This is a genomic window from Prosthecodimorpha staleyi (assembly GCF_018729455.1).
Taxonomy (GTDB): Bacteria; Pseudomonadota; Alphaproteobacteria; order Rhizobiales; family Ancalomicrobiaceae; genus Prosthecodimorpha; species Prosthecodimorpha staleyi.
The window spans coordinates 333290-345977 of sequence record NZ_JAHHZF010000002.1 but is presented as its reverse complement, the minus strand read 5'-3'; the positions used below and the strand labels follow the sequence as shown (position 1 = coordinate 345977).

11 protein-coding genes are annotated in these 12688 nt (G+C 68.6%); 7 read left to right on the top strand and 4 right to left on the bottom strand.

Translation table 11 applies throughout. The features are described from left to right. Positions 1-70: 70 nt before the first annotated feature. From KL771_RS04580 to KL771_RS04565, 4 genes are all read right to left on the bottom strand, one after another. The gene (locus KL771_RS04580) at positions 71-961 is read right to left on the bottom strand and encodes an ABC transporter permease (RefSeq protein ID WP_315901476.1); all 891 of its coding nucleotides are present in this window, start codon (positions 959-961) and stop codon (positions 71-73) included. Next, positions 958-1977 carry an ABC transporter permease gene (locus KL771_RS04575; RefSeq protein ID WP_261967372.1) on the bottom strand — a complete coding sequence of 340 codons (1020 nt, stop codon included), beginning with the start codon at positions 1975-1977 and terminating at the stop codon, positions 958-960. The genes KL771_RS04580 and KL771_RS04575 overlap by 4 nt, the downstream gene beginning before the upstream one ends. Further along, positions 1970-3052, bottom strand: a complete 1083-nt coding sequence (locus KL771_RS04570) for an ABC transporter ATP-binding protein (RefSeq protein WP_261967371.1) — start codon at positions 3050-3052, stop codon at positions 1970-1972. Before KL771_RS04570 ends, KL771_RS04575 begins: the two co-directional genes overlap by 8 nt. Positions 3053-3175: 123 nt before the next feature. Continuing rightward, a complete protein-coding gene (locus tag KL771_RS04565) occupies positions 3176-4348 on the bottom strand; it encodes an extracellular solute-binding protein (protein ID WP_261967370.1) in 1173 nt (390 codons plus the stop codon). Between the two features lie 342 nt (positions 4349-4690). Here KL771_RS04565 and KL771_RS04560 point away from each other — a divergent pair, with 342 nt between their 5' ends. The 7 genes from KL771_RS04560 to KL771_RS04530 all read left to right on the top strand — a co-directional run bounded on the left by KL771_RS04560 (position 4691) and on the right by KL771_RS04530 (position 12282). Beyond that, complete coding sequence (locus tag KL771_RS04560) at positions 4691-5419, top strand: sulfite exporter TauE/SafE family protein (RefSeq protein ID WP_261967369.1); 729 nt, start codon at positions 4691-4693, stop codon at positions 5417-5419. Between the two features lie 23 nt (positions 5420-5442). Further along, entirely contained in the window at positions 5443-6201 is a 759-nt protein-coding gene (locus KL771_RS04555; protein ID WP_140939822.1) for an SDR family NAD(P)-dependent oxidoreductase, read from the top strand. 89 nt (positions 6202-6290) lie between these two features. Next, positions 6291-7259 (top strand): agmatinase, encoded by a 969-nt coding sequence (locus KL771_RS04550; protein WP_261967368.1) that lies wholly within the window; start codon positions 6291-6293, stop codon positions 7257-7259. A gap of 25 nt (positions 7260-7284) precedes the next feature. Then, positions 7285-8406 (top strand): TIGR03364 family FAD-dependent oxidoreductase, encoded by a 1122-nt coding sequence (locus KL771_RS04545; RefSeq protein WP_261967367.1) that lies wholly within the window; start codon positions 7285-7287, stop codon positions 8404-8406. Continuing rightward, complete coding sequence (gene phnX / locus KL771_RS04540) at positions 8403-9206, top strand: phosphonoacetaldehyde hydrolase (RefSeq protein ID WP_261967366.1); 804 nt, start codon at positions 8403-8405, stop codon at positions 9204-9206. Before KL771_RS04545 ends, phnX begins: the two co-directional genes overlap by 4 nt. Before the next feature lie 179 nt (positions 9207-9385). Further along, the gene (locus KL771_RS04535) at positions 9386-10441 is read left to right on the top strand and encodes an AraC family transcriptional regulator (protein WP_261967365.1); all 1056 of its coding nucleotides are present in this window, start codon (positions 9386-9388) and stop codon (positions 10439-10441) included. Between the two features lie 110 nt (positions 10442-10551). Beyond that, on the top strand, positions 10552-12282 hold the full coding sequence (locus KL771_RS04530) for a GMC family oxidoreductase (protein ID WP_261967364.1): 1731 nt from the start codon (positions 10552-10554) through the stop codon (positions 12280-12282). Positions 12283-12688 lie beyond the last annotated feature (406 nt).

Below are 12688 nucleotides of genomic sequence, written 5' to 3'. Positions count from 1 at the left end.
ATCGACTTCCATCGGGATGGTTCCGACGCCGCTCTCTGGCGGCGTCGCGGTTCATCTTTGGGCGCGGCCCTCAGGCTGCCGCCGCGCCGGCGGCGTCTGCGGTCAGTTCGGCGTTGAACGCCCGCTCGGCGGTCGCCGCCCGGGCCTTGGCGCGTGCATCCTCGCGCCGCTTGACGATCTCGAACAGGATCGCCCCGACAATGGTGACCGCCACCACCGCGACCGCGAGCGCGCTGAGCGCCGGCGTGGTGCCCTGGCGCATGCGGCCGGCCAGCACGGTGGTCAGCGTCTTGTCGGCCAGGATCGCGAAGGTGGTCGTGTTGTAGTTCTCGAACGAGGACAGGAACGCGATCACCGCTGCCGAGCCGATCGCCGGCAGCATGAAGGGTAAGAGGACGTGGCGGAAGACCTGGGCGCGCGAGGCGCCGAGATCGAGCGCGGCCTCCTCCAGCGTGCGGTCGAAGCGCGCCAATCGGGCCAGGAAGATCAGCATCGTATAGGCCGAGATGAAGCTCGACTGGGCGAGCACGGTCAGCACCGTGCCGTCGTAGATGAACTTCAGCCCGGTCATCTGCGTCGCCTGGCGCCAGAAGACCACCGTCGAGATGCCGATGATCACGCCCGGCGTCAGGACGGGCGAGACCACGATCAGATAGTAGAAGGAGCGTGCCCGGTCGTAGACCTGGGTCATCACCAAGGCACCGGCCAAGCCGACCGGCACCGAGACCAGGACCACGAGGAAGCCGATCCACAGGCTCTTCTGCAGGCCGTAGATCATGTCCTTGTCGGCGGCAAGCACCGCGAACCAGTCGAGGGTGAAGCCCTCGAACGGCATGATCTGCGGATAGGCCGACTTGTTGAAGGCCGTGATCCCCATGATCAGGAGCGGCCCGAACAGATAGGCGAAGAAAATCACGATATAGACGCCCATCAGGGCGCGATGGATGGCGCGCGTGCTCACCGGGCGATCTCCCCGAGGCCGAGCCGGAACAGTTTCAGGACGCCGAGCACGAAGACCACGCAGGCGGCGAGCAGGATCAGCGCGTAGGCCGCGCCCTGCTGCCAGTTGAAGGCCTGGTAGAAGCGGTCATAGACGATCGGCGTGAACCACAGCGTCTTCGGGCCGCCGAGGATCAGCGGGGCGGCGATCGAGCCGGCGGTCAGCATGAAGACCAAGGTGGCGCCGGAACCGATGCCCGGCTTGGCATGCGGAATGACGATGAAGGTGTGGATGTGCCACCAGGGCGCGCCGAGGTCGCGTGCCGCCTCGATCAGGTTCCTGTCGAGCGTCTCGATCGCGTTGTAGAGCGCGAACATCATCATCAGGAGATAGGCGTAGGCGAGGCCCGAATAGAGCGCCACGTCGGCGGCGATGAAGTCGATCGGCTGGTCGATCGCCCCCATCGCCAGGAGCGCCTTGTTGATGACGCCCTGCTGGGTGAACAGGATGCGGAACGCGAAGGCGCGCAGGATCTCGTTGACCCAGTAAGGCGCGATCAGCATCAGCATCATCAGCCGGAGCCGGGCCGGCCCGGCGACCCGCGCCATGTAGAAGGCGATCGGGTAGCAGATCGCGAAATCCAGGATGGTGATCAGGATCGACACCCAGATGGTCAGCCCGAAGGCCTTCAGGTGGGTGACGTTCCAGTTGTCGGTCGAGGTCGTCGAGCCGAACAGGAAGTAGCGGTAGTTCTCCAGCGTGTAAAAGTCCTTCGGACCGCCCCATTGCGGTGGCGCAAGCTTCGGCCGGAACGACAGATCGACCATCGCCATCAGCGGCATGACGATCATGAATACCGTCCACAGGCCAACCGCGACGATCAGGAACAGCGCCACCGGCCAGCCGTTGCGGTCGATGAAGCCGAGCGGCGCGGCGGGCCCGAGCCGGCGGCGCTCCAGGACGGCGAGCAGCGCGAAGCCGGCGACGACCAGCGGCGGCAGCAGGTAGATGATCCACTGGCCGACGGAGCTATGCATGGTCGGCGCTTTCCGGCGGCAGCACGATCGCCTCGGCGCTCGGCCAGGTCAGCGTGACCGGGGCGCCTTCCTCCGGCACGTTGCGGGCAGCCGCGCCGGACAATGTCGCGATGAGGCGGATGCCGGCCTCGGTGACGAGCGTCAGATGCGTGACGGTGCCTTCGAAGGAGGCCTCCGCGATGTGCGCCGGGACGCCGTCGCCGCCGGCCGGGCCGATCAGGAGGCTTTCCGGCCGGACGAACAGGATCGCGTCGGAGCCGGCCATCAGCTTGCGCGCATTGACGCCGGCGAGCGGGCCGAGCGGAGTTTCGATACGGGCCAGGTCGCCGTCCATCTCCAGGACACGACCGGCCAGACGGTTGTTCTCGCCGACGAAGGCGGCCACGAAGGCGGTGCGCGGGTGGTTGTAGAGCGTGCGGCCGTCGGCGACCTGCTCGATCACGCCGCGATTCATCACGGCGATGCGGTCCGACATGGTCAGCGCCTCGCCCTGGTCGTGGGTGATGTAGATGAAGGTGATGCCGACGCGGCGCTGGATGGCGCGCAGTTCGTTGCGCATGTGCTGGCGGAGTTTCAGATCGAGTGCCGACAGCGGCTCGTCAAGCAGCAGCACCTGCGGTTCGACGGCGAGCGCGCGGGCGATGGCGACGCGCTGCTTCTGGCCGCCGGACAGTTCGTCGATGCGCTTGCCGCCTTGGCCGGGCAGGGCGATCAGGTCGAGCAGGCGCTCGACCGTCTCCGCCCGCTTGCGCTTGGCCACGCCGCGCACGCGCAGGCCGTAGCCGATATTGTCGGCGACCGACATCATCGGGAACAGGGCGAGATTCTGGAAGATCAGCGCGGTCGGCCGGGCATTCGGCCCGATGCCGCGCATGTCGCGGCCGTTGATCAGGATGCGGCCCTCGGACGGGTCGACGAAGCCCGAGATCGCACGCAGCAGCGTGGTCTTGCCGCAGCCCGAAGGACCGAGGAAGGAGAAGAATTCGCCGGGGCTGATTTCGAGATCGGCGGAATTGACTGCGGTGAAGTCGCCGAAGCGGACGCTGACGCGGTCGAGATGGACGGCGGCTGTCATGGAGGATCACGGTCTCCGGCGGACGACACGAACGTGCACAGGGAGTCCGCGCGGGCGGGACGCACCCGCGCGGGTATTCGGGGAGACGAAGCCGGCTTGCCGGGTCACACCGGGCCGGCCGGATCAGGCCGCCTTGAACTTCTCGGCATACTGCGTGCGCAGTTCGGCGAACCACGACGGTTCCGGCGGACGGTGCCACAGGCGCGACAGCGCGTCGTCCGGGAAGGCTTCCGTGAAGTTCTTCTTGGCGACCTCGGACAGCATGCCGTCGGAGCCCTTGCAGACCGGGTTGTAGCCCGAACCGTCCGCGACCTTGGCCGAAACCTCCGGCGAATGGACGTAGCTCAGCCACTCGTAGGCCTGTTCGATGTTCTTGGCGCCGGACGGCATGGCCCAGCCGTCGAGCCAGGCGATCGCGCCTTCCTGCGGTGCCATGTAGGAGACCGGCTTGCCCTGCTTCTTGAGCGACAGCGCCGGACCGTCCCAGGTCTGGCCGATGACCACGCCGTTCTCCATCAGGCCCGACTTGGTGTTGTCGGCCGAATCCCAGAACTGCTTGATCCAGGCCTTCTTGCTGATCGCGACCTTGAGGATTTCGTCGTAGATCTTCTTCATGGACGCTTCGTCCTTGAAGGCGTCCATCATGCGGTTGGACGGCACCTTGCCGGTGGCGTCGAGCCACAGGCCGATGCCGGCGAGCAGCGAATGCGGCCGGCCCTGGACCTTGCCCTTGAATTCCTCGTTCCACAGCGTGCCGTAGCTGAGCGTCTTGTACTCGATCTTGGCAAGGTCGGTGCGCCAGGAGATGGCTTCCGAGCCCCAGCAATGCGGCACGTGATAGAGCTTGCCGTCCCAGGTCCAGACGCTGGTCGAGCCCTCCAGCATCGCCGGCAGCAGATTGTCGAGCTTCATCTTCTTCGGATCGAGCGGCTGCAACAGTCCGAGATCCTTGAACTGCGGGGAGCGGTCGCGGGTCGGCTGGCAGAGGTCGAAACCCTCGCCGCCGGTCGCCTGCAACTTGTTGATCTGCTCTTCGTTCTGCGAGAAGGGCGTCGAGACGACCTTGATGCCGGTCTTCTTCTCGAATTCCGGGATGACCGGGTTGGGCAGTTCGTCATCCCAGTGCAGGAGGCTGAGGGTGCCGGAAGAGGACAGCGCATCCTTGACGTACCACGGGCCGATCGCCGACGCGGCGCCGGCGACCGCGGCAGCCTTCAGCACCGAGCGGCGGGAGAAGTTGCGCGCCGCGGCCAGCGTGGCGGCGGTGTCTTTGCGAGGATCCTGCGTCTTGCTCATCGATTGAGTTCCCTGCATTGGAGCGGCCATCTGGAAGCACGAAGCGGGCCATGCGGGCCGGCCTTCGCTTCGGCTTGCGCAAGGGTTTCGGGCGGTTGCGGTTCCCGCATCCTGATGCATACCGAAACGGCATCTGCCGTAAAGATAGGCAGACGGCCCGCGCCTGCCGGAGCGATCCGGGTCGGATACGCCGACAAGGCGGTCCGTCACGCCAGATGAGGACGTCATTCTTCGCGGTGCGCGCCGCGCAGTTTCTTTTCCGCTCGGCGCTTCCTTCCGGAGCCAAGGAGTGATAGGCAGGGCGCCGGAAAAAATTTTCAGTCCATCCGCGAAAAGACTGCCTTGGGCCTCCTCGCCGCCGCCTCCATCGTGTTCGTCGCCGGCATCCTGCGCGGCATGACGGGCTTCGGCTTCGCGCTCGTCGCTGCGATCGGTCTCGCCCATGTCTGGCCGCCCGCGATGGCGACGCCGGTCGTGCTGCTGCTCGAACTGGTCGTCGCCGTCGTGCTGCTCTACGGGTTGGACAGGGCCGCGATCGAGCCGCGTCGGCTGGTCCGGCTCTGCCTCGGCGGGGTGGCCGGAACCGCGATCGGCACCCTTCTGGTCTCGGGACTGCCGGCCGCCTGGGCCAAGCCGGCGCTCGACACGGCGGTCTTCGCCTCCGCCCTGGCGGCGCTCGCCCATGTCAGCGCGCCGCGGCTCGATACGCCCGCCTGGGCGACGGCTGTCGGCTTCCTGGTCGGGCTGTTCGCCGGCGCCTTTGCGGTCGGCGGGCCCTTCGTGGTGGTCTGGTTCCTGGCCGTCGGGGCGCAGCCGGCCGCGATCCGGGCGAACCTGATCGTCTTCTTCGCGGTGGTCGATTTCGCCGCCGTCGCCTTCCGCTGGCCGACCATAGGCATCCCGGCCGAGGCCTGGGGCCATGCCGCCATGCTGCTGCCGCCGGCCTTTCTCGGCACCTGGGCGGGCGGGCTTCTGTTTCGGCGCGTCAATGCCGCATGGTGGCGTCGCATCGCCGCCTATTCCATCGCGGGCGGAGCTGTGCTCAGTCTGGCCCGATCCCTGCTCTCCTGAACAAACATCCGAGGAGAAACGCCTTGACCAAGACCGTGCTCATCACCGGCGCCTCTGCCGGCTTCGGTGCCGCCACCGCCCGCCGCTTCGTGGCCGGCGGCTGGCGCGTGATCATCACCGCCCGCCGGGCCGAGCGGCTCGCCGATCTCGCTGCCGAACTGGGCGGCCCCGAAGTCGCCCATGTCGCCGCCTTCGACATGCGCGACGAAGCCGCCATGGATGCCGCACTCGCCGCCCTGCCGCCGGCCTTCGCCGAGATCGACGCACTGGTCAACAATGCCGGCCTCGCGCTCGGCACCGGCCCGGCCCAGGCCTCGAGCCTCGACCAGTGGCGCCAGATGATCGACACCAACGTCACCGGCCTGGCCGCGATCACTCACAAGGTCCTGCCGAAGCTGATCGCCCGCAAGGGCAGCATCGTCAATCTCGGCTCGGTCGCGGCGCACTATCCCTATCCGGGCGGCAACGTCTATGGCGGCACCAAGGCTTTCGTCCACCAGTTCACGCTGAATCTGCGCTCCGACCTGTCCGGCACCGGCGTGCGCGTCACCTCGGTCGAACCGGGTCTGTGCGAGAGCGAGTTCACGCTGGTGCGCACCGGCGGCGACCAGGCCGCCTACGACAAGCTCTACAAGGGCGCCAACGCGCTGCAGCCCAAGGACATCGCCGAGACCATCTTCTGGATCGCGACCCTGCCGCCGCACATGAACATCAACATCATCGAGATGATGCCGGTCAGCCAGTCCTTCTCGCCCTTCACGGTCCATCGCGAAGGCGTCTGACCGCTTCAGCCGATCCCGCCCGGCCGTCCCGGCGGGATGGGCGGGCGGCCTGCCTGTCGATCCCGCCGAGCCGAGAGAGTCCGCGCGCCATGGTCAAACGCATCGAACGCTATCCGGAACTGGCCGACCCGCAATTGCGGCCGCGCTATACCGGCATCCCGACCTTCTTCCGGCGGCCCTACACGGAAGACCTCGCGACGGTCGATATCGGCGTCATCGGCGTGCCCTTCGACGGCGGCGTCACCCACCGCACCGGCACCCGGCACGGTCCGCGCGAGATGCGCGGCCAGTCCTCGCTGATCCGCCGCTTCAATCCGGCGACCGGGGTCGATCCCTTCGCGCTCGTCCGCGTCGCCGATCTCGGCGATGCCTGGGTCGAGAAGCCCTACGAGCTCGAAGGCGCCCATGCCGAGATCGCGGAGTTCTTCCATACGGTCTGCGGCGCCGGCGTGACGCCGCTCTCGGTCGGCGGCGACCATTCCATCTCGCTGCCGATCCTGCGCGCGGTCGCCCGCGGCGGCCCGGTCGGCATGGTCCATATCGACGCCCATTGCGATACCGGCGACGACTATCTCGGCTCGCGCTTCCATCACGGCGCGCCGTTCCGCCGGGCCGTCGAGGAGGGCCTGCTCGATCCGAAGCGGGTCATCCAGATCGGCATCCGCGGCAGCCTGAACGCGCCGACCATGTGGGACTTCTCCTACACGTCAGGCATGCGCGTGGTGCCGATCGAGGAGTTCGACGACAAGGGCTGGGCCTGGGCGGCCGAGGAGGCGCGCCGGATCGTCGGCGACGGCCCGACCTATTTCTCCTTCGATATCGACAGCATCGATCCGAGCCAGGCACCCGGCACCGGCACGCCCGAGGCCGGCGGCATCATGGTGCGCGAGGCGCAGCGCCTGATCCGGGCGCTGTCCGGCGTCGATTTCGTCGGCGGCGACCTGGTCGAGATCTCGCCGCCTTTCGATGTCGGTCAGATGACCACGCTCGCCGGTGTCACCGTCCTGTACGAGATGCTGTGCGTTATGGCCGAAGCACGGGCGAAGCGGTCGGCCTGAGCGGCCGGAAGCCTGGGGGATTGTCGTGGAAAGCTATGATCTTGCCGTCGTCGGGGCCGGTATCGTCGGCCTCGCCCATGCGCTGGCGGCCGCGAAGAAGGGCCTGAAGGTCGTGGTCATCGACCGCGACGCCCAGGCCAACGGCGCCTCGATCCGCAATTTCGGCTTCGTCACCGTCACCGGACAGGAGCGCGGCGCCTGCTGGCAGCGGGCGATGCGCTCGCGCGACATCTGGGCCGAGGTGGCGCCCGAGGCCGGCATCCGCGTCGAGCATCGCGGCCTCGTGGTCGCGGCACGCCGGCCGGAGGCGGCGACCGTGCTCGAAGCCTTCATGACGACCGAGATGGGCGCGGGCTGCCGGATGCTGTCGCCGGCCGAGGCGCGCGGCCTGGTACCGGCCTTGAAGGCGGACGGGCTGGTGGCGGCGCTGCACTCGTCCCATGAAATCCGGGTCGAGAGCCGGGATGCGATCCCGAAGCTCGCGCGCTGGCTGGAAGCCGCCCATGGCGTGACCTTCCGCCGCCAGACGGCCGTGCGCACCGTCGCCCCGCCGACGATCGAGACCACCACGGGCACGATCCACGCCACCCGTGCGGTGGTCTGTCCGGGCGACGACTTCCTGTCGCTCTTCCCCGAACGCATCGCCGCCTATGGCGTGACCAAGTGCAAGCTGCACATGATGCGCGTGACGCCGGCCGATCCGACCCCGCTCGGCGCGGCCGTGATGTCCGATCTCGGCCTCGTGCGCTATCTCGGCTATGCGGCGCTGCCCGAGGCGGCGGCGCTCAAGGTGCGGCTCCAGGCCGAACAGGCCGATGCGCTCGACAACGGCGTCCACCTGATCGTGGTCCAGTCGGCGGACGGCTCGCTGGTGGTCGGCGACAGCCACCACTACGGCCCGACGCCCGATCCCTTCGCGCCCGAGCATGTCGACCGGGTAATCCTCGACGAGTTCGATGCGGTGCTGGACATGCCCGGCCGCCATGTGACCGAACGCTGGACCGGCATCTACGCCTCCGCGTCCGACCGGCTGATGTTCGTCGACAAGCCGTCAGACGACGTGCGCATCGCGATGGTGACCAGCGGCACCGGGGCCTCGACAGCCTTCGGCATCGCCGAAGAGGTGATCGGGGAGTGGATCGGATGAGCCAGCTGAAAGCCGTCGTGTTCGACTGGGCCGGGACCATTGTCGACCACGGCTCGCGCGCCCCGATGGGCGCCTTTGTCGAGGTGTTCCGCCAGTTCGGCGTCGCCATTTCGATCGCCGAGGCGCGCGGCCCCATGGGCCTGCCGAAATGGGACCATATCGACGCGCTCCTGAAAACGCCCGCGATCGCGGCGCGCTGGCAGGCGGCGCACGGCGTCGTGCCCGGGGCCGCCGAGGCCGACCGCATCTACGAGGTCTTCGTGCCGCTCAACGCGCAGGTGGTCACCGACTATGCCGACATGATCCCGGGCGCGGTCGAGACCGTCGCCGCCTGCCGGGCGCGCGGCCTGAAGATCGGCTCGACCACCGGCTATACCCGCGAGATCATGGCCAATCTGACGCCCGTGGCGGCCGCGTCCGGCTATGCGCCCGACAACCTGGTCTGCGCCGGCGATCTCGCCGCCGGCCGGCCGACGCCCCTGATGATGTACCGCACCTTCCTGGATCTCGGCGTCTTCCCGGCCCATGCGGTGGTCAAGGTCGACGATACCGAGCCGGGCATCGCCGAGGGGCTGGCGGCCGGGACCTGGACGGTCGGCGTCGCCGTCTCCGGCAACGCCATGGGGCTGTCGCGCGAGGAGGTCGCCGCGCTCGCCCCGGCCGAGTTCGCCGCCCGCCGCGACGCCGCCGCTGCGACGCTGGTCCGCGCCGGCGCCCATGTGGTGATCGACAGCGTCGCCGACCTCCTGCCGGTGCTCGACGAGATCGAGGGCCGCCTGATGCGCGGCGAGCGGCCGTAGCGACCGGTCGATATGCTCCGCGCACTGCGGGGAGGGCGCCAGATGGCCGGGGAGGGCGATGGCGCGGGCGAGCCGGAAGCGGCCCGTCTGGCCGCTTGTCGGAGTCTTGAAACGGCGTATCATCGCCCGATCGACCGGACGGACGCGGGGCTGGCCCGCAGCGGCAGGAACGCTCGCCCATGCAGTCGCGCCAGGGCATGCCGGGATCACTGCAGGGGCTCGATCTGGCCCCGCTCTATCGCGACTGCCTGCTCGATTCGCGCGAGCGCCGCGAGACCTACGATGTCATTGCCGGCGAGCTGTGCGACTACGGCCTGCAATGGCGCGGCGGCACCGTCGATGCCAAGGCCTATCGCTGCCGGACCGGTCGCCTCGCCATCTATTCGATGCGCTACGGCGACGAGGTGACGATCACCCCGGACCTCTACCGCGATTTCCTGCTGGTCCATGTCTGCCTGCGCAACGGCATCGAACTCGACGGCGACGGCGAGCGCGCCCACGTCCCGCAGGGCGGGGTCTATTTCAGCGCGCCGCGCCGGCGTATCCGCCTGCGCTGGCAGGAGGGCTGCGAGCAGGTCATCATCCGGGTACCGTATGGGTTGGCCGGGATCGAGGCCGGCACGCCCCTGCGGCCCGGCGCGCCGCTGGCGGCCGGTCTGGCGCCGATCTTCTCCAGCCAGCTCAACATGCTGCTGTCGCTTGCCCGCCAACCTGAGGGGCTGCCGGGTCTGGCCGACTGGGCTCTCCATGCGGAGGAGGGCTTCGCGCGCTTCGCCGCCCTGCATCTGCGCCTCGATCCGGCGGACGCGGCCGCTGCTTTGCACGCCCGGGAGCCCGCGGTCGGCGAGGGGGCGGAGCACGACGGTCCGGAGCGGCATGCCGACCGGCGCGACCGGCTGGTCGCCTTCATCGAAAGCCGCCTCGCCCGTCCGATCCAGCTTGACGATCTGACAAGGGCGGTCGGAGTCGGGCGGTCGCAACTGAACGGTCTGACCCAGCAGGCCTTCGGCTGCGCGCCGATGGCGCTGGTGCGCCGGCTGCGCCTCCAGGCCGCCCGCCGCGACCTGGAAATCGACCCCGACCAGACCCTGACCCAGCTCTCGTTGCGCTACGGCTTCGAGCATCAAAGCCGTTTCTCCGCCTATTATCGCCGCCTATTCGGCGAGGCGCCGCGCGAGACGCGCGGACGGCTCCACGGCGCCCCCGCGGCAGCCGGTTCCGGAAAAAGCGGATAGCCGGCGGCGACGCCGCCGCAAGAGATGGATATTTCAAGCCTGAAAGAGACGCCATCCTGTCGGGGATTGGAGCCGGGCGTGCAGAAATCCGGCCGCGAAAGGGGAGCGTCATGAAAGACCTCGGTGCAGACCTCCGGTCCACTCTTCTGGACAAGCTCGAAACGTCCCTGCTGCGCGGAACGATCCGGCGCCGGCAATTCCTGCAATGGTCGCTCGCGCTCGGCCTCGCCATGCCGGCCGCCTCCGCCCTCGCCGACACGCTCGATGCCGCGCGGACCAACCAGGACGCCCGCGCCAAGGCCCTGTCGGGCGAATTCGACATCATCGTCTGCGGCGCCGGCACGTCGGGATGCACCCTGGCCGGCCGCCTCGCCGAGGCGGGGCTGAAGGTCGCGCTGATCGAGGCCGGCGATTGGGATACCGCGCCGAGCATCCTCGATCCCGGCCAGTGGTTCATGAATCTCGGCACCGAGCGGGATTGGGGCGATGTCGCCGTGCCGACGCCGAGCGTGAATGGCCGCGCCATCGCATCCCATATGGGACGCGCCGTCGGCGGCGGCTCCTCGATCAACGCGACCATCTGGGTCCGGCCGCCGCGGGCCGATCTCGACGGCTGGGCCGAGATCGCCGGCGACAAGGCGTGGGGCTACGACGCCGCGCTGAAGCTCTTCACCGGCCGGATCGAGAACTGGCAGGGGCCGGCGAGCCCCTATCGCGGTAAGGGCGGCAAGGTCTGGTCGCAAGTCGCCGCCGACCCGCCGCCGATCGCTCCGGCCATGCTGGCGGCGGCCCGCAATCTCGGTCTGCCGGTCGCCGACGATCTCAACGGCGCGCGCGAGGAAGGCCCCGGCGGCTTCGCGCTGATGAACCAGATCATCCGGGACGGCCGGCGCATGAACATGGCGCAGGCCTATCTCTATCCGGTGATCGACCGGACCAATCTGACCGTGCTGACCCGAACCCGGGTGACAGGGCTGGTGGTTGAGAACGGCAAGGCGGTCGGCATCAAGGCCCAGCGCGACGGGGCCGAGATCACGCTTCGGGCCGCGCGTGAGGTGGTGCTCTCGCTCGGCGCGATCCGCACGCCGCAGATCCTCATGCTGTCGGGCATCGGCGACCGCGCCCACTTGGCGCAACACGGCATCGCCTCACTTCTGCATGCCCCGGAGGTCGGCCGCAATTTCCACGACCACATCCTGCATGGCGGCTGCATCTGGGAGAGCCCGGAGCCGGTCAAGATGAAGAACTCGGCCGCCAACGCTTCCGGCTTCTGGAAGTCCGACCCGTCCTTCGACCGGCCGGACATGAACATCGTGCAGATCGAACTGCCCTATGCGTCGGATGCGATCGGCAAGGAATACAATCCGCCGGCCAGCGCCTGGGCGCTCTGCGCCGGTCTGGTCGATCCGAAGAGCCGCGGCGAGGTGCGCCTCGCCTCCGCCGATCCGACCGCCAAGCCCGTGGTCACGGCGAACTTCCTGTCCGATCCGCGCGACGTGAAATCCCAGATGGCCGCGATCGATCTCTGCCGCCAGATCGGCAACGATCCCGCGATGAAGGCCTACGCCAAGCGGGAGGCGGTGCCCGGCAAGGCGCTGGACCCGGATGCCAAGGCGCAGTTCGTGCGCAACGGCGCCACGACCTTCTTCCACCAAGTCGGCACGGCCCGCATGGGCAAGGACGACGGCGCCGTCGTCGGCGCCGACCTGAAGGTCAAGGGGCTCGCCGGCCTGCGCATCGTCGACGGCTCGATCATGCCGCGCATCGTCACCTGCGCCACCATGGCGACCTGCGTGCTGATCGGCGAACGGGGGGCGGATCTGGTGCTGGCGGGGAAATAGGAGGGGAAGGGGCAGTGGGCGGTAGGTATTAGGCCGTCGGCAGCCGGGAAGCGCCCCACGGGTTGGCATCCCCGGACAAGGCCCGAAAGGCCGCCGATCCGGGGCCTACTCGCCTTGCAGCGGCACCAAGATCGGTAATCCGCACAAGCACTTGTCGCGTGCGGCGAGCATAGTGGGTCCCGGCTCTCCGCTTTCGCTCCGGCCGGGAATGCGCTGAGAGATCGTGCGGTAGGTCCCTGGATCTTGCGGTGCAGCCGGCTTTGCCGGCGCGTCCCGCGCGCCCTGCACTCGAATATCTATGCCCCAATCCCGATGGCCAACCTTCCTGCCGCCGACTGCCTTCCCGGCCTTGTCCGGCGATGCGGCGCGGAGATCGGTGGGCCGTTGGAAGCCTTGGGAATGGAAA